The 17,307-nt window shown below is 35.1% G+C and carries 15 protein-coding genes and 1 pseudogene; 6 read left to right on the forward strand and 10 right to left on the reverse strand.

Features of this window, described 5'->3' with window-relative positions; translation table 11 throughout:
* Positions 1-286: 286 nt before the first annotated feature.
* From BSO02S_RS19985 to BSO02S_RS19995, 4 genes are all read right to left on the reverse strand, one after another.
* Positions 287-1,942: a PIN-like domain-containing protein gene (locus BSO02S_RS19985; RefSeq protein ID WP_066071689.1), complete on the reverse strand. Its 1,656-nt coding sequence runs from the start codon at positions 1,940-1,942 to the stop codon at positions 287-289.
* Positions 1,943-2,086: 144 nt separating this feature from the next.
* On the reverse strand, positions 2,087-2,176 hold the full coding sequence (locus tag BSO02S_RS27275) for an alpha/beta hydrolase (RefSeq protein ID WP_142303758.1): 90 nt from the start codon (positions 2,174-2,176) through the stop codon (positions 2,087-2,089).
* Between the two features lie 523 nt (positions 2,177-2,699).
* Positions 2,700-4,316, reverse strand: coding sequence for a hypothetical protein (locus tag BSO02S_RS19990; RefSeq protein ID WP_169802776.1), 1,617 nt, complete (start codon positions 4,314-4,316; stop codon positions 2,700-2,702).
* A gap of 265 nt (positions 4,317-4,581) precedes the next feature.
* Positions 4,582-5,256 (reverse strand): uracil-DNA glycosylase, encoded by a 675-nt coding sequence (locus tag BSO02S_RS19995; RefSeq protein ID WP_066071695.1) that lies wholly within the window; start codon positions 5,254-5,256, stop codon positions 4,582-4,584.
* Between the two features lie 559 nt (positions 5,257-5,815).
* On the opposite strand from BSO02S_RS19995, the pseudogene BSO02S_RS20005 reads away from it, so the two are divergent.
* A pseudogene (locus BSO02S_RS20005) lies at positions 5,816-6,593 on the forward strand (RCC1 domain-containing protein).
* Positions 6,594-6,832: 239 nt separating this feature from the next.
* Complete coding sequence (locus tag BSO02S_RS20010; RefSeq protein ID WP_066071701.1) at positions 6,833-7,372, forward strand: VanZ family protein; 540 nt, start codon at positions 6,833-6,835, stop codon at positions 7,370-7,372.
* Between the two features lie 332 nt (positions 7,373-7,704).
* On the opposite strand, the gene BSO02S_RS20015 is transcribed toward BSO02S_RS20010, so the two are convergent.
* The 5 genes from BSO02S_RS20015 to yeiL form a co-directional block, all read right to left on the reverse strand.
* The gene (locus tag BSO02S_RS20015; RefSeq protein WP_066071704.1) at positions 7,705-8,202 is read right to left on the reverse strand and encodes a DoxX family membrane protein; all 498 of its coding nucleotides are present in this window, start codon (positions 8,200-8,202) and stop codon (positions 7,705-7,707) included.
* A 359-nt stretch (positions 8,203-8,561) separates the two neighbouring features.
* A complete protein-coding gene (locus BSO02S_RS27695) occupies positions 8,562-9,098 on the reverse strand; it encodes a CueP family metal-binding protein (protein ID WP_174524261.1) in 537 nt (178 codons plus the stop codon).
* A gap of 180 nt (positions 9,099-9,278) precedes the next feature.
* Positions 9,279-10,880 (reverse strand): competence protein CoiA family protein, encoded by a 1,602-nt coding sequence (locus BSO02S_RS28095; protein WP_235846972.1) that lies wholly within the window; start codon positions 10,878-10,880, stop codon positions 9,279-9,281.
* A gap of 83 nt (positions 10,881-10,963) precedes the next feature.
* Entirely contained in the window at positions 10,964-11,134 is a 171-nt protein-coding gene (locus tag BSO02S_RS27280) for a hypothetical protein (RefSeq protein WP_157081489.1), read from the reverse strand.
* Between the two features lie 81 nt (positions 11,135-11,215).
* Complete coding sequence (yeiL, locus tag BSO02S_RS20035) at positions 11,216-11,887, reverse strand: transcriptional regulator YeiL (RefSeq protein WP_066071713.1); 672 nt, start codon at positions 11,885-11,887, stop codon at positions 11,216-11,218.
* 79 nt (positions 11,888-11,966) lie between these two features.
* Here yeiL and BSO02S_RS20040 point away from each other — a divergent pair, with 79 nt between their 5' ends.
* The gene (locus BSO02S_RS20040; protein WP_084375112.1) at positions 11,967-13,193 is read left to right on the forward strand and encodes an MFS transporter; all 1,227 of its coding nucleotides are present in this window, start codon (positions 11,967-11,969) and stop codon (positions 13,191-13,193) included.
* 144 nt (positions 13,194-13,337) lie between these two features.
* On the opposite strand, the gene BSO02S_RS27600 is transcribed toward BSO02S_RS20040, so the two are convergent.
* The gene (locus BSO02S_RS27600; RefSeq protein ID WP_096190907.1) at positions 13,338-13,508 is read right to left on the reverse strand and encodes a hypothetical protein; all 171 of its coding nucleotides are present in this window, start codon (positions 13,506-13,508) and stop codon (positions 13,338-13,340) included.
* A 129-nt stretch (positions 13,509-13,637) separates the two neighbouring features.
* Between BSO02S_RS27600 and BSO02S_RS20045 the strand changes: the two genes are divergently transcribed.
* From BSO02S_RS20045 to BSO02S_RS20055, 3 genes are all read left to right on the forward strand, one after another.
* A complete protein-coding gene (locus BSO02S_RS20045) occupies positions 13,638-14,474 on the forward strand; it encodes a hypothetical protein (RefSeq protein ID WP_066071715.1) in 837 nt (278 codons plus the stop codon).
* 514 nt (positions 14,475-14,988) lie between these two features.
* On the forward strand, positions 14,989-15,357 hold the full coding sequence (locus BSO02S_RS20050; RefSeq protein WP_066071718.1) for a DUF3139 domain-containing protein: 369 nt from the start codon (positions 14,989-14,991) through the stop codon (positions 15,355-15,357).
* Between the two features lie 528 nt (positions 15,358-15,885).
* Positions 15,886-16,857, forward strand: coding sequence for a TRM11 family SAM-dependent methyltransferase (locus BSO02S_RS20055; RefSeq protein ID WP_066071721.1), 972 nt, complete (start codon positions 15,886-15,888; stop codon positions 16,855-16,857).
* Positions 16,858-17,307: the final 450 nt, after the last annotated feature.

Genomic DNA, 17,307 nt, shown 5'->3' on the forward strand with positions numbered 1-17,307 from the left:
GCAAGCCCAATTGCTATATAGGATTCTATTATTTGAAAGTCCAATAATATCCTTAAAATCCCAATTAACTCTATAGTATCAATTTCGAATTTACTTCCAATACCTTTCTATTAACGTTTTGAGAACTGGAATCATTGTTTTTTAAGAACGCTAATCTATATGAATCCTTTTTATATCAACATTCTGTTGGCTTTCGCTATGGGCTAAAACAGATAAAAATGGACTCTTGTAGATAGCATTTGAACCAATTTGAACCATGATAGATGATAGTTGAATACAATTTAAATTAAAAATCATCAAAATCAACAAGATGATTCTCAACATTATATCCTAAGTTCCACATAATATCTTTAAATTCAATTTCTTTTGGCTCTCTTGACTCATCATGAAATTCACAATTTATTAACTTATCTCGTATTTGACTAGTTAGATTATTTTCTATTTCTTCTCCTGAATTTAAAAATTTTACATCTCCAATAACAGATATTCCTAATAGATTTTCAGGTCTCTCTAATGAGACTATGATCTCATCTGAAAATAATAGTCTTTCTTTACTTTGGGGAAATTTTTTCCATATTTTTTGTAACTCTTTACTACCAAATATTAAATCTTTTGGGTCAAACCCTGCAATTTTAAATAATTTATAAATATACCTTAATTTATCAGTCCTATTTAATCTAGTTCCCAATAATATTTCAGTTTCTTCATCTAAGAACAATTCTGAATATGAATCAAAAGTTGTGTTTAATTCTTCATGTCTAGTTGATATACACGGCAAGTCTCTTAAATCCTTGTATCTTAAATCTTTCACATTAATTAATGTAATAAATACTTTTTCCATCATTTCTTTCTGATTATTTAAAGTATACACAGTACCAAACAAAGTAAATACAATTTTTTCTTCTTTTGAAGAATATACTTCCTTAAATGTTTTAATCTCATTTGCTATGTTTTCTTTAGTAACTTCATCTTCCAGGCTAAAGTATTCAATAAAATCTTCAACCCTCATTAAATCTAATAGTTTTCCCGTTTTTTGGTAGAACTCTATCTTCAATTGATCATGTACTACTCTTTCTTTTCCTAACTTTATTCTCCAATCTGATTTTTCATCTGACAAACCATCATTTGTTACAATTACAACTTTAGAGAATTTCTCTTTTTTTTCTTCATCAACTTGTAACAAATTTATTAAATCTTTCCATAAGATAAGATCTCCTGCTTTATCAGGAATAACTAGGTCTCCAAATATCTTTTCTTTATCACCTTTACTTTCATCACAAAATCCTGGGGGGATATTCTTTGCATACCTAACATCCATATCTGATATATATTCATCAATATTTTCTTGTGTATACATTTCTCCAACAACACTTGTACTTTTAAACAATTTATCAATTCGATCTGTAAGGTCTCTTATTTTTTTTTCATACTCTGCTATCTTAGGTAAATTCTTTTCTGAATCAGAAAATCCTTTTAACTTTTCATTAAGTATATTCTCTATTTCAATACACTTATTTTCAACTTCCATTACAGAACTTTCAACATATTCATTTATAATTTCTTCTATATCCTTTTTCAGTAAATTATTTAATTGATCATAATTCTTCGATTTGTTTCTAAAACTCTCAGATTTTAGTTTTTGCTTAATTGCTGAAATATCAAATATTTTTACTTCTTCAACAACTGAATTAACATAGTTTTCTAAAATCTTAATATCACTTTTCAAGGAACTGGTTACAGAATTTATATTGGATAGGAACTCTATATACGTCATAAAAGGAATATATATATCCTTCTCTTTATTCTCTAATGCTTTTATATAACTATCTCCATTAGAGTAACTTTGATAAGCATATAAGAAATAATTAGTATCAAAAACAAATAAAGTTTCCTCTGAATCTTCTTGCTTATATTTGTAGTTCAATGCAGACAAATAACTCATAATAAACCTTCTTTCAGCTCGAAAAAATTTGTACTAATGCTAAACAGTACCGATCTAAATTTTAGCGGGCCTGACCCCCGGCACGGTCGTCTAGTCCTTCTTTTTTATTTTCTTTGCTTTCATCAATATCATCTGTACATTTGTTCATGTTTGAAAATCAGAAGTAAATCCATGGATAAATACTAATATATTCTTTTTATTTTCTTTTTTTATTAATTCAATTGGCGGTTTCATTTCTTTTCCCCCTTGAAGGTTCTACTATTACATATTTTAACATTGAATAAATATAACTTACCATAATTCGACAACAAATATAGTATATTCTGTATATATAACTATTTGTATTGTGTTTCTAATAAAAAATAAAAAGGTGTCTCAAATTTTGAGACACTCTTAACAAATCTGTCATATTATTTATTTTAAATATTAATGCTTCTCATTTTTCTTATCCAAGTAAGCTTAGGTCCTGTGGTTTCTTACTTTCACTTAAATCGTCCGGAGTTCTACCAGCTATTAATATTACATTAATGTTTATACCTTTATTAAGGTCAACTTCTAAAACCCTAGGTGGATAATCAAAGAATTATAGAATTTTGATTTGGATCAACTATCTCTTTAATTCTTTAGCTTAGCTGCATCAGCAATTGAGAATTCTATCATCAAGTGATGATAGAATTAAAAGATTAGGATACATTTACAAAAGTATAAGAATTTAGAAAAGAGGCCCATTTAATAAAAACTTCATTTCAACATGTTATCATATAAAATTACTATTTAAAGCGGGTAATGTATGATCTAGCCACTCGCCTTCAAGATCAGTTCCAGAACAATGAATCTCATATTCATTAATTTTAAATCTTACTGGAACTTCTGAATAAAATTCATTAGGAATGCGATGCTTTTTATTTTGTAATGTATCAATTGTATGACCTAGTCCTTTATTCAGTAACTCAATCAAATGATCTAAAGTTATAACGTGTGCAAGAGGATCACTATATCTACCTGTTCCTATACTTTCATTCATTACAACACAGTTTTCATATCTCCTAGGTCGTTTTCCCTTATATTGTGGACCAAAGTATTCCAATAGAATTGCATCGATATTTTGAGTTATATATTCATAAGCAATTGGTAAGCTATTAAGACCTTTTTTAACATGTTCATCAACAGCATACATTTCACTTGTAGTAGAAGGAGATATTGTCCACTTCAATTCAACTATTAGTAAATCTAGAGTTTCGCAATCTAGAAATAGGATATCCATTCCACTTCTCTTTTCTTGAGCCTTTGTTCTTTTCTCTCCAATAATAATCTTCTTATTATCTAATAATTTTTTAATCAAGTTTATCTGTTGATTTTCACAATCATTTGAGAGTCTATGAAACGACTTATCCTCTAATTTAGGAAGTAAAGCCATTAAGTTTCTTTCCGGTCTAACAAACACATTCGTAAAACACACAGACAATGCTAATTTTTTCTCTGATAATGGTATAAAAAATTGATAAGCTGGATCATTGTTATTTCTATTTACATAAGTTAAATCTGTAATAATATTCTCAACAGTATCTTTAGATAATCCCGATAATTTAGATATTTGACTTACCCACCATTTTTTATCAAAAACCTTTATTAAGTCTTGTGACTTGTATTGCCCAATAAAAATGATTGGATTTTTCTTAGCATGGTTCATCATCCATCTTGTAAGTAATCCATCCAAGCTTACACTAAAAGACTTATATTCTTTTAAGGTATAATCACCTAAATTCCATGTTTCAGGCATGATAAATTCACTAGATTGTAATTCCTGGATTGCACTAATATTTCGAGTTTTTATATTGTCTAATTGTAAACGTTCCCTATGCGCTTGCCTCCAAGAATTATATGCCAGAAAAGCATGATGGTTATCATTTTCAGTGACAAATTCAATCTTCTTATTATCTATTTTTATAGAATATGCACCTCGTGAGGCTGAAAAAAGTATTTCTCTAAGCATTTCGTACTTATATGAAAATATAAGCATGTTTATTAGTTCTTTTCTAGAAGGCTTAAATGACATATTCTTCATATCATCGTTACAATAATCAAATATCCATTTAACTGCCCATTTTAACGACTCTTGTATAAACCTCTCATTCTGTCTTTCATCTAATGCAGGATTTAAATCTGGTATATTTTTAGCATTACCATTAACATGTAAAAAGGCAAGCTCCGAATGTATCGTTAATAATTCCATTAATGCTTTACTCTTGGACATTTTAACAATAGGGAGATTTTCTCGATAAGAATTTATCTTATACATCATCTTATTTAAATCTTCATAAGTCCCTTTTGACAATTTATGAATACTATACATTTTTTCCTTTTTAACTTCCAAAAATATCGCCTCTGTATATTGTATTAAACTTAATGTTACGATCATACTTCCATCGTTAACGCCATTTTTTTAAGTATTCCTCAATGTACTTTTTGGCTCTCTCTTAATTCATATAGTCTATTTATTTCGATAGGAAATTCTATTCTCCTGTTTACCATCACTTGTGATACGGTTCACTGTACCATATATTAATCTTGAGGATTGGCACCGGTTAAAACTTAATTAAATCTCTAAAAGACTTAATTAAAGTTGCATGAAGCCCATTCTATAAATCTGGTATCTGCCAGTCAATTTCCTCCACCCCTAAATCGCGCAAAATCGCATTGGTTCGGGAAAATGGTTTGCTTCCAAAAAAGCCCTTATTGGCGGAAAATGGGCTGGGATGTGACGACTTTATGATGAAATGCCCTGATGAAGTGATTAGTTGTTGTTTTTGTTGCGGGAAATTTCCCCAAAGGATAAAAACAACTGGTTTCTCCCTTTGATTCAATGCTTCAATTACTTTATTAGTAAACTCTTCCCAACCGATACCTTTATGTGAGTTTGGGCTTCCTGCCCGTACTGTTAAAACCGCATTCAACATCAATACTCCCTGCCTCGCCCATTTTACTAGGTACCCATTATTAGGGATAGAGCAACCCAAATCTGTTTGCAGCTCCTTATAAATATTTTTCAATGATGGAGGAATCCGTACACCTGGCTTAACTGAAAAACTTAAACCATGGGCCTGTCCTGGTCCGTGATAAGGGTCTTGGCCAATAATGACTGCTTTCGTTTCGTTACATGAAGTAAAATGCAGTGCATTATAATTATCTAATTGCTCCGGATAAACCACTTTTGTTTGGTATTCTTCGAGCAGTATTTTCCTCAATCGCTGGTAATAAGGTTTCGCAAATTCTTCTTCAAGTAATGGTGCCCAATCATTTTTCAAAATAGCCATTTCTTCCACTCTCATTTCGATTGTTGGAATTTATTAAATTCTCGGAATAACTCATTATATTGAACCCAGGGTTCCTGCCCCCCGCTGCGTTAGGAGGATCAATATGTTTTCCTGGCAAAAAGATCGTATACTTCATTACATTAAATAGCCGTTCGTCTTTTAATTGCGCCTGTTCGTCCAATTCTACCAATTCACGAAGAGGAAAAGCTTTGATATTTCGTATACACAGGTATGTTAATAATTCATATTGACGCTGAGATAGATCACAATTTTCCAGTAAGAAAGTCTGTCCTGATTTCATCTCTTGAAGTTCATTGGATAATGAATGGCTCTTCTATTATACTGATACCCATATATCATATTAATATTTTACTTTAACAAACTAATCGGATAAATGCGGTTTACAACAACCCAGTCCAATAATGGAATAAACTAAAATGACAATTTGATATACTTCCTTTATCACAACCATACAATTGCTTCCATTTGACGAGCAATCATAAAGTTACATATACTTGTCAGGTAAATGGAAGGCTGCTTACATTCAAGGAGGTAAAACATGGATTTCTATTCACCGAAAGACAGGATGTTACTGGTGAAACGGTGGCCTAAAGATACCATAGCGGCTGGTCGTCGTCATACCGTTGGGCTTAAATCGAACGGCACGGTGACGACTGTGGGTGATAATAAATATGGCCAATGTGATGTAAGCGGCTGGCGTGATATGGTGGCAGTCGCAGCTGGTAATGTTCATATGGCAACAAACACGGGTAATGCTCATACAATTGGGCTAAAATCTGACAGTACTGTGGCGGCAGTGGGGTGGAATAAGCATAACCAATGCGATGTAAACGACTGGCGCGATATTGTGGCAGTTTCAGCGGGTTGGCGTCATACCATTGGGCTTAAATCGGATGACACAGTGGTAGCAGTGGGGCGAAATAATGAAGGTCAATGCAATGTAAGCAGCTGGAATGATATTGTGGGGGTCGCAGCGGGTTATCTCCATTCAATTGGCATTAAATCGGACGGTACTGTGACAGCTGTGGGTTTGAATAAACATGACCAATGCGATGTAAGCGGCTGGCGCGGTATCGTGGCGATTGCGGTGGGTAGTTATCATACAATCGGGCTTAAATCGGACGGTACCGTGGCTGCGGTGGGTGATAATAAGTATGGCCAGTGTAATGTAAATGGTTGGGGCGATATCGTGGCGATTGCGGCGTGCCTATACTGTCGGGCTTAAATCGGATGGCACGGTAGTTGCAGTGGGTGATAATGAATATGGCCAATGCGATGTAATTGGCTGGCGCGACATCCAACTACCCGTCAATTAGTTTTTAATAACAATAAACCAGCGAATTAGTGAAAGTGTTAAGGAGCATTGCTTCAAAGAACACTTTTTGTGTAATAGCATTTATTTTTCTAATTTGATATGAATTGAACAATATTAGCGATCTCATCTTTTAAAGAAACATTCCCTAATAAATAATATTATTATTTCTAGAAAAATGTTAGGATTCAATTGTAAAGAAGGATATAAAGCTTAGATTGTAAGTAGGAATTGGGGATTTATATGGAGAAATCAAAAAATAATCAAAATAAAATAACTGCTGGTTTGTTGACCGTATATTTATTGGTATTAACATGGATTATACTCTTTAAAATGCAATTTTCATTTCAAGACTTGCGTCATTTCGCGGATTTTAGGGGAATCAACTTAATCCCTTTTGCTGGTTCAATTATTAAAAACGATCAAAAAGATATTGGTGAAATAATCTATAACGTATTTGCATTTATCCCATTTGGAATTTATATCAGTATGCTAAAACCAAACCGGCCTTTCTTGAAAAGGATTGTACCAATAGCGGGAGTTAGTTTGTTATTTGAAGTATTGCAATTCATCTTTGCTATAGGTGGCAGCGATATTACTGACCTTTTAGGAAATACATTAGGTGGAATGATTGGAGTTGGAGTTTATATTGTATTTTGTAAGCTGTTTAGTACAAAAGCAAATAAAATCCTTAATGTTTTAGCTTTAATCGGAACAATATGCATTTTTGCATTAGTGGTGTTATTAATTTTTGGTGTTATTAGGTACGGGAATTATAGCTAACAGATGAATTGAAACATCGGACATTATTAACGGAACGTGGATTGACATCGAATGTAAATTATTGGCGTGTTAGAGCTTCACTTTCAGGAATTTCATACTGGAATCGAGGCGATTGTGAAAATCATAAGCCTAATTCCTCGCCAAAAATACGGAGTGATTAGGCTTCCCATTCCTTTGTTTCTGAAAAATAAATATTTTTCAATGATGGAGGAATCCCAACAAAGAAGTTCATAAGTGCCTCGTTTCCAAAATAGAAAATCAGGTAATCTTAGTGGTTACCTGATTTTCTATGATTATTCTAATTGCTGTTACATTAATAGATTTCATTACTGCTATCGGGTAATTCCAGCAGTTTTTCCATGACCTTTTTTGAAATAGCCTTTGAAATATGGAACCGCAATTCGGTCAAGTCCAAAGTAATATGCACCGGCTCCTGCAAATAAGAGAATCATTGCTGCTGTATAAAGGATTGGATTCGTGCTTGTTGTACCTGCTAACAAAAAGTTTAAGTTCATGAAGGCTCCGGCAACTAAGGCTGGAATGGTTGCTAGACCGACGACTAAACCAATACCAACAAGTAATTCTCCCCAAGGGATTAATACGTTAAAGATATGAACGTTTGGCATGGCAAATTGTTGTAAGAACTCAGCATACCATCCTTGTACTGCTGGATGATCACCTGTGGCATTTGCTAGAGCACCTTTTAGAAATCCGGTAGCATCAAATCCGCCTGTTATTTTATGAAGACCCGCCTCAATCCATTGTAAGCCAAGCCATATACGTAAAACTGTCCAAACACCTGCTGCTAGAGGGGTTTTGTACCATCTCATCACAATTATCTCCTATTTATTCTTGTGAAATATTTCACAAGTTTATCGAAAAATTTTTGTGTCCCCTTTCGATAAGGGGCTGGTCAGCCAGCTGGATTTTGCAATGAAGTTTGTGATTGTTTTCACTATCTTCTCTACACTTTAAATATAAGCAATTTGGATTCAAATGGCAACGACTTTCACAGTTTTTTAACATATTAATGTTAGAAATTTGAATAAAATGTGAATTGAACAGTAGGTTTAATCGAGCAGATGAAAGTAAATTTCAAAAAACTGGAGGCTACATTCCTCCAGTTTTTATACCTACACTTTATTTTGCTGTAAGTCCTTTATCTACAACAACAAAGAAGAAACTTTCCCTACTTCAACTGCATGGTTGTAATGCAGGTAGGATCACCTTCAAATGTGGCTATCTTTGATTCTGCCTTTTTTCCGTCATATTCAAACTTTATCTTATACGTTTTATCACGTGGCAGCCAAAAATCGATAAATCCATTAGATTGGGTCTTAACGATTTCGTCCAGCACCACATTGCCTTCTGTATCTTCTATGTAGACTTGAAACTCTTTATTCGCCAGTTCACCTTGACAACCTGTCAAGCTATGATTGGTTCAAGGATGAGTTTGTTCGACGTAAGGAGCAATAGACACAAAAAATTCTTCTTTAGGCAAGTCATTGGCCGACTCTTTTCCATTACTGTCAGTCACTAAAAGTTGCTGCGATGTAATGGAGGCACTTTGAGTTTTTATTTTTCCTGTACTATATTCGTGAACCAGTCCCTTAATGTAGTTTGGTGCATTTTCCTTTAAAGAACTTCCTTCATCAGTACTTTTACCACTACAAGCGGCCAACATAACGGCAGCCAATAAAGTAAAAGCAATTGTTTTAAATTTCATTTAACGGTATTACCTCCTTGTCTCATGATATAAATCATTATATCATACCAAACCCCCCCTCCCTATAATAGTCACAAAGTCTTCAATATATAAATCCTTTTAATTTGGTGCTTATTCCCCCATGCCTTAATTCATTAACGTAAGTAATATTCACTTTACATTTTTGACAGTGAAAAGCCTTTACATTAAATTCAATGGCTTCTGTGACTTTTTTCCAATAAAGATTAAATAATCTCTAATAGGATAGTAAACATTTTTTTCCGATTGATTAAAGGTAATCCCTGCATTTTTCAATAATACCACCAAATCTTTGACTGTTAACTTCTTCTCATACACCCGATTAAATCGATATAAGACAAATTCTTTCCATTTCCTTTGGCTGCCATTAATGTATTGCTGTCCATTCACATAGTGTGATAATACCTCTTCTTTTAATTTATTCCTTTTATCATCATCAACTTTTTGTTCAGGAGGGATGTTAGTACGGGACATATTAACTTGATTACTTGGATTCTCAGTCCCCCAGATTTTAGACATCTCTTCAATAATTCGTTGGTGTTTTGATTTAGACATTAATGAAAGGGGCTTTTCATTTAGGACACTTGTCTTTGCGAGCAATTCATTTAGTTCATCTAGTCGGTTTTTATTTGGTATTTCATTTCCACTTATTGATGGTTGATAGGTGTTTGAAAGACTCTTATTTTCTATATCCAATTTCCAAGCAGATTTAACTTTCTCTTGATGATTAGTTTGTCTTATCCTTTCCAGTCTTAATTTTTCCCTTTGCCGTTCCTCTAATCGCTTTTGCTCTTCTAGAATTCTTTGCTGCTCCTGAAATTGAATCTGAAGCAGCTGAAATTTCTTGATAAATTCCTTCCGATTTTCCTCTTCCACCTTTGGCTGGCTCAACAAGATTTCTTTTTTCACCACTAAAGCATCAGCAAAAGGAATCTCATAGCCCTCATTTAATAAAAAGGCACGGTATGGTTTTACCACCCGATCCTTTAAGAAACGCATGACTTTAACCACAATACTGTCTCCATTTGAATAAATGTAATACATACTTCTTACATCTACAGTTGGAGGATCCATTGAAACAGGGTAATTGAAATAAGTAAAAAAGTGCTGATCCTTGACCAGTTCAGTAAGCATGGCATCCCACTTTTTATCTTCCTCGGTTTTAGAAGAAATCGATAATTCTGCATCCCACAGCACTAAGGCATTTTTACTCATTTCTATTGATTGTTCTTCTTTTTCGATAAACCAAATCGGTTCCATCCCTTGTTCAAGGAAATTTTGCTGTCTTTTAGTGATTTGATTTGATAGTTTGCTATCCACGGAAGATTTAACATTCGTCACAATTGACAGACCGTACTCTTTTTCACCAATCTTCACCCAAATATCCGGATACTCTTTTAGTTCCTGTATTGCTTTATAGCCATAATCAAGTTGTATCATTTCATTCATTTTAGCCTGGCTAGCCAGTTCATCATGGAGTATTGCGAGCATTGCATGATGATTCTTTGTTTCACGCTCGAGCTGCTTTCTATACCTTTTTTCGGACTGATCAATCTTCTTAGACACTTCACAGGCTTCCGAGTGTTGATGGGAAAAATATTGTCCTCTTTCTTCACCATACTTGACGATTAATTTTGCTTTACAGTAAGGGCATTGAAAAAGGCCTTTCTCCGCCAACTTCTTTAGGTTATCTACTTCTTCTTTAGTTGCGGAATCTGGGAGACTAGTTATTTCATTATCTATCACATGTAGTGCTTCTCTCAAAATTTAGTCACCTCGAAAATTGCCCTTTTTTACAAGAATCTCCTTTTAGGAAATGGAAGTCAAGTGGAAATTTTAATTCTTAATTATTTTGCCTCCGGTGAATTGAAAGTTGAAATCGGACTGAGCCAAAAGGAAAGGGTTCTATAACAATTTAATAGTCCCCCTCCGGCAGCCAATAAATAAAACGATAATAAGTAAGTAAACATGACAGACGCAAAGACAACCCATCTAAACTTACTATTTTGTTTGTCCACTGATTTCTACCCCTGTTAGCTTTTACTTATATATATATGGGCTTTCACTTCCAGTAGAAACCTATGAATAAAAAAAGGGAGTCATTCATTCATCAACACCCTGGCAAGTCCATCTAGTTCGTTGTGCTGTAGAATACGATAGTGACGTCCTTCCTTCTGCAAATAGCCTTTATCGCAAAATTGTGCAAGCACATATAATAGGTGGCGGTAAGAGACGCCTAAAAAATCACAAACGGTTACGTGTTTCTCTTTATAGATCTCCCCATCTGCTGTTTGCAAAATAAATTCCGCAAGCCGGTTTTCCAGCGGGAAGGAGAGACTTTGTGTATATTTTGCCGCCATTTGGGTGGATTTTACACTTAAGAACTTCGCAAGTTCACGGAGAAAGGCAGTATCTTCAAGCATTTTGGCACGGCAGAAATGAAAAGGAATGGCAAAGCAAACAGTCTTGGTAGTGGCTTGAATCCCTTTTGTATAATAAATCGGATTTAATAATTCCATTTCTCCAAAAAAGTCTTTCTCCTTGATAAAATTAATCAATGAAACCTTTCCATTTTGGTGCGTCACATAGATTTTCGCTTTCCCTTCTATGACATAAAATAAGAAATCCGGACGCATGCCCTCTTGAATAATCCATTCCTCACGCTTATATTCATGCACTTCTAAAAATTCCTCAATTGGAAAAGAGAATAAATAGCCAATCGAATATTCTTCCAAATAGCGCTGCCTTTTCTCTGTTTTATAAATTTCCATTAATCTCCTCCTAAATATGAGATATCTCATATTATTGTACGTTTCTCCATGGTATGATGCAAACATTGGAGGGGTAAGAATGAATTCGCAACGATGGATGAACAGACAATTTTTTAGTTTTTTTATCACCTGGGGTGTTTTTCTGCCCTATTGGACAGGGTGGATGATTCATACAAAAGGAATGACGGTTTCACAGGCAAGTTTGATTATGAGTCTAGGGCTGGTTGTTCGCGGCCTTTCTACATTATTTGTCTTTCCTTATTTATCGGGGAAATTTAGCAGCAGAACCTTACTAAACGGGATGGCCATCGGCACATTACTATCCCTTCTGTGCAGTATTCCAGCGAACTCTTATACGAGTTTATTAGTTGTCACTTTACTGTTGAATTTCTTTTATCCTAGCTTGATGCCGGCATTGGATAGCGCAGCAGGCGTCCTTGTGCAAAAAAGACAATTACGAGATTACGGGAAGAGCCGATCGTGGGGGTCCATTGGATTTGTCATATCCGGGATGATGTTAACGGTCTTTACTGGAGCACTTGGCGATGAAGTGATTTTATGGGCGTTGTTGCTCGGCATATTGGTATTCGTGTGTCTTAGTTTTATGCGTGCCCCTGTTATTTTAATGGAAAAACCGCAAGCCACTAAAAGGAAAAAAGACGGGATGCTGGAATTATTTCGCATCAAACACTTTGGCTTAGTGCTGGTTATTGTGATTTTACTACAAGCGGCACACGCATCCTATTACAGCTATGGCTATATTTTTTTACAAGAAATCCATGCACCCAAATATTTAATTGGCTTGATTCTTAACATTGCTGTGCTGGCAGAAATCATTTTCTTCTTACTCGCGGACCGGACCTTTCATAAATTTTCAGTCGGATCCTTGCTGACACTTGCGGCATTGGGGTCAACAGTAAGATGGATTCTCATATTTCTCTTTCCCAATATTATTGTCTTCTGTATCGCTCAAACCTTGCATGCCTGCTCGTTTGCGATGGGACATTATGCCTTTATGAAGTACTTAACCAAGCATATTCCACAAGCACAGATTCCGAATGCACAAGGGATGTATACAGCACTGGCACTAAGTTGGAGTACAGCGGTGTTCACGTTCTTCGGGGGATATTTATATGAAATCGAGCCAAGATACGCCTTTATCGGGATGATCATTTGTACCATCCCATCAATGCTGCTTGCGATTTTCTATCGGAAATTGGCTGCAAAGGTTCCTGCCTCCAATGATCATGGGGAAGATTCTTGTGATCGTGGGAACCATGAATACAGTCCCCTTGGAGCCGAATAAAATAAAAGCTAGGCTCCTATGCTTTTAATGAGCATAGCCTAGTCGGTCCTTTAGTTTTTAAGCGACACTATCTAAATAGGGAAGGTACAATGTTTAAAGCTAAACAATCGCACCTTCCCTATATTTCAAATGCCGAAAATGGGCCTACTTTATAGGCTGGTCAAGCGCTTGATTGGCTAACTGGTATTTTCCCCCGTCAGCAACTTCTGAATGATACAAGGCCTTTAGAGCATTGTTTTTTTCAAGGCCGTGTTCTACTTTCAACTCTTTTAAGCGTGTATGCAAGTCCTTATTATTCTTGATTAGCTGTTGCATTATATCCTTCGGAAGTTCTTTTAAGCAATTAATAATTTCCTTATTTGCCCAAACATTTTAATCATACAGGAAATACAGGTCTTTCACATATCCTTCAATCACCCATAAACTGAAATCAGGGTGATGATTATGCAAAAACGGAACCGGATGGACATACATTCATATCATCAAAAATATTTTCGTCCATCTTGCTTGAAAGCTTTAAATTTAAGATTTGACAATTGGGAGTTCTTTTCACTGTTTTCTGAAAAGACTCATGACCAAATCAAATTACCTCCTGAATTGACCAGAACCCCCGAAGATACTCTTCTTAACTATTTTAGCGTCCTGCGTGAAGCTGAAAATATGGGAGGGAGGAGTTGCGGTACGGTTGGTCAGGCACGTACTCCATTTCCTATTGCATATAATTTTTTGTCTAAAGAGTATCAAATTAAATTAAGCTATGATGAATATTTTAATACGTTTGCAGGAATAGGGCACACGAGTTTAATAAAGCTTTGTCGAGTACCTGATGGAAAAAGAGGAATAAAGTTTTTTTATGAAATTGAAACGATTGAGGGGTTTAAAGGTAAGCGAGCTGAGTATTTTGGTTATTCATACGGATTTATTCAGCTTATTCATGAAATAGAAGGTTTTCGAATTTCAGAACTGAGTAAGGTTGAAGAGGATTTTTTATGTGCACCATATCATGGTTGGGACCATGACGGGGAAGATGTCGTAGAAGTAAAATATGGAAGTTGGTGCAAATTGATAAAACAAATGTACCCAACTGTGAAAAATGGATACTTTAAAAATATTTATTTTCATGGTACAGATGGAGCGGATTATTGTTTTATTTTTGTTACATTGACGAATGGAACTGATGTAGAAATTGCTCAATTTCGGAAAGTAGTCAATGAAGAGTGGAAACAGGTTAACATCAAGCCGGAAGAAGAGTGTTTAACTGAGAAAAGCACTGATAATTGATAAAGGGTTCACCTTTTGGAGATTTTGAAAGAGCAAATAACCACGGGATTGATCATACACGAAAAGAAAGCTTTTTGTTCAACAAGGGCTTGAGCAAAACAAGGAGTCGTAGCTTAACGGGTTCCGTTCCCTATCGCAAACAAAGAAAATGTAATATAAAATGTCTATCGAATTGAGGGCTAACTTGATAGGCATTTTTTGTTGGTATAAAGGCATTTTACCCCCGATTTATATGTTAATTTGTATGTCAATTTGTAGTTGAATTTGCTGATATATACTACTGGTATATATCAGCAATATTATATACATATTACTATTCAAATTGGGTGACATACATTTACCAGCAAATAGGAGTTGGTTCATTTGAAAATCAAGCCTAAGTAATCTCTAATACGAAGGTTATAAATTTTAATTTGTCCCTACAAACTAGAAAAAATATTCTTGTTATCTTAATAGGATTAGTGTAAAATTACACTAAACTAAGTAATAAGTTAATTTTAAAAGGCGGATTTTTATGAAGAAAAGATATGCGATTTTAGCTGCGGTTGTCCTAATACCAATAATTTTAGTGGCAAGTTTTATGTTTTATACCAAAGAAAATGCGAAAAAGTCTATATATGACTATATCGCTAGACAAGGAATAAAAGAAAATCAATTAAAATATACTGCTTTTCAAAGAGATTACACTATGGGGGGCTATTTTCTAGCTACTTATGTGGAAGGGGAAAAGCGCGATATTTACTATTTATATTCTTATAGAGATAAAAAAGTCTTTTTTCAAGCGTACTACGAAGGAGCCGAACATATAAAGGCACAACAATGGGGTGGCAGTGGACTTAGTAATTTGGAAAGGAAAAAATTAAAATATCCACCTCTAGATTAAGGTATAGAATAGCTCAATCATTTTTGATTGAGCTATTCTTATGGCCAAAATACAAAAGGCACCGCAATTGCGGCGCCTTTTGATGCTCATTTTACCTTACATTTCGAGTTGTAAATCTAAGGCGCGTTTATCATTCAAAAAATCGGTACCTGACCCCCAGCTTATTAAAGCTTTAACGTAACGGGAGTCAGGCACCGATATTGCAACTTTCCAATCTTACAAAATGATTTAATAGGATAGTATTTAAGCGGAATCATGCACTTCCCCAATCTAAGAATGGAAAAGGAAAAAGGTACTTGAAAAACATAGAAGGTAATTGCTCTGAGGATCAGGCATCATTTTTTGAAGAAAGACGCCAATCGAGATTGTTGTCTAATAATAGGGTGTCAGGCGCCCCATTATAGGTAATTTCAAATAATCCCTCATTTCCTGGTATAATAAATCAATAAGTAAAGCAAAGAAATAATCGTTTTAATTATATTAATGTTTTTAGATAACACTTGAGGTGAAGATGAAATAGAAAAATTAATGTTTGATAATGTATTGGATAGTACTCCACAAAATGGAACGACCTATATATATACTTATGCCTGCTCTGAGGATGAACGCTCTTTGTGTGCTTTGGAAATGCGCTCATTATTCGGTGAGGTCTATCAATCTAATGTCTTGGAAAGCTTTATAAAAATTGATCCGAGTCGAAGCCCTTTTATTAAAGATAGAATTAGTGTGATATATGAAGCAAAAAGCCTGGCCGATCTTTATCAGCAGGTAGAGGCTTTACAGCTAAGCGGAGAAACGTTTAAAGTAACTTATGTAAAAAATATTGGTCAGACTAAAAATGAAAACGAAGGGTTCGAGAAACGACGTGCCATTGAACGAGAGATTGGTTTACATGTCAACGGAATAGCAGACCTTCGTCACCCGGATCGATTGTTTGGCGTTATGCATGTTAATGGAAGATGGGTATTCGGTGAGCATGTGAAAAGTGAGGCGGTTTGGTATCGACATCAAAAGAAGCCAAATGGATACTCCACTGCGCTCAGCACACGTGTTGCTAGAGCAGTGGTGAATATCGCCATCCCCAATCCAACCGGAATTAAAGCAATCGACCCTTGCTGTGGAATTGGGACCGTCCTAGTTGAAGCCCGGTCAATGGGAATTGATATGGTCGGAAGCGACCGAAATCAGCTAATTCTCCCTGGAGCACGAGAAAACATGGCACACTTTGGTCTTACTGGGGAAATAAACTTAGCAGATATTCGCGATATTACCAATCATTATGATGTGGCCATAATTGATTTGCCTTATAACTTGTGTTCGGTAATCACCCCAGAAGAACAGCTGGAAATGCTCCAGAGCGCGCGTAGGTTCGCTGACAAAGTGGTCGTGGTGACCGTTGAACCCGTCGATGAAATCCTAATAAAAGCAGGTTTTTCGATTATTGACCGAGCTGTTGCTAAAAAGGGATTATTTATTCGAGAAGTAATTGTATGTAATTAACCTAAGCTCCACTTAGAGCTAATTCAATTTTGATATGGTGGTAAAAGGGGAAGCTTTACGGAAAAAGGGGAACGTATGAATAGCAGTCTATATATGGATTAACGATAAATCGGCTGACAGCATGGCTTATCGAGCACGGTCATAAAAGGTCATACTTTAACCAGCGTGAAATTTAAGAAAAATGGTGCCTGTCCCCCAGTGTGTTAAAGATTTAATACATAGAGGGTCAGGCATCTATTTTGATTCCTCATCTCCTTTACACGGCGAACAGTGACAGTCACTGTTCGCCTTGGTGAAGCCATTTTTCTTACCTCACATAGCTCTCCTTCTCTTTTTAATCCTTAAACCACAACAATTGCATTATTAACTTAAGTGAATTAATTCACAAACCAAATGTGATTAGGAAAACTCCCTCTATTACTGATGGGAGTTTTTAAAAAAAGAATCGGA

It is taken from the genome of Neobacillus soli NBRC 102451, from assembly GCF_001591665.1.
Taxonomy (GTDB): domain Bacteria; phylum Bacillota; class Bacilli; order Bacillales; family Cytobacillaceae; genus Neobacillus; species Neobacillus soli.

What these genes read in the sequence shown, in the direction of transcription:
- BSO02S_RS19985 (WP_066071689.1), bottom strand. Translation starts at nt 1,942, where the DNA reads ATGAGTTATTTGTCTGCATTGAACTACAAATATAAGCAAGAAGATTCA.
- BSO02S_RS27275 (WP_142303758.1), bottom strand. Translation starts at nt 2,176, where the DNA reads ATGAAACCGCCAATTGAATTAATAAAAAAAGAAAATAAAAAGAATATA.
- BSO02S_RS19995 (WP_066071695.1), bottom strand. Translation starts at nt 5,256, where the DNA reads ATGGCTATTTTGAAAAATGATTGGGCACCATTACTTGAAGAAGAATTT.
- BSO02S_RS20010 (WP_066071701.1), top strand. Translation starts at nt 6,833, where the DNA reads ATGGAGAAATCAAAAAATAATCAAAATAAAATAACTGCTGGTTTGTTG.
- BSO02S_RS20015 (WP_066071704.1), bottom strand. Translation starts at nt 8,202, where the DNA reads ATGAGATGGTACAAAACCCCTCTAGCAGCAGGTGTTTGGACAGTTTTA.
- yeiL (WP_066071713.1), bottom strand. Translation starts at nt 11,887, where the DNA reads ATGGAAATTTATAAAACAGAGAAAAGGCAGCGCTATTTGGAAGAATAT.
- BSO02S_RS20040 (WP_084375112.1), top strand. Translation starts at nt 11,967, where the DNA reads ATGAATTCGCAACGATGGATGAACAGACAATTTTTTAGTTTTTTTATC.
- BSO02S_RS27600 (WP_096190907.1), bottom strand. Translation starts at nt 13,508, where the DNA reads ATGCAACAGCTAATCAAGAATAATAAGGACTTGCATACACGCTTAAAA.
- BSO02S_RS20045 (WP_066071715.1), top strand. Translation starts at nt 13,638, where the DNA reads ATGCAAAAACGGAACCGGATGGACATACATTCATATCATCAAAAATAT.
- BSO02S_RS20050 (WP_066071718.1), top strand. Translation starts at nt 14,989, where the DNA reads ATGAAGAAAAGATATGCGATTTTAGCTGCGGTTGTCCTAATACCAATA.
- BSO02S_RS20055 (WP_066071721.1), top strand. Translation starts at nt 15,886, where the DNA reads ATGTTTGATAATGTATTGGATAGTACTCCACAAAATGGAACGACCTAT.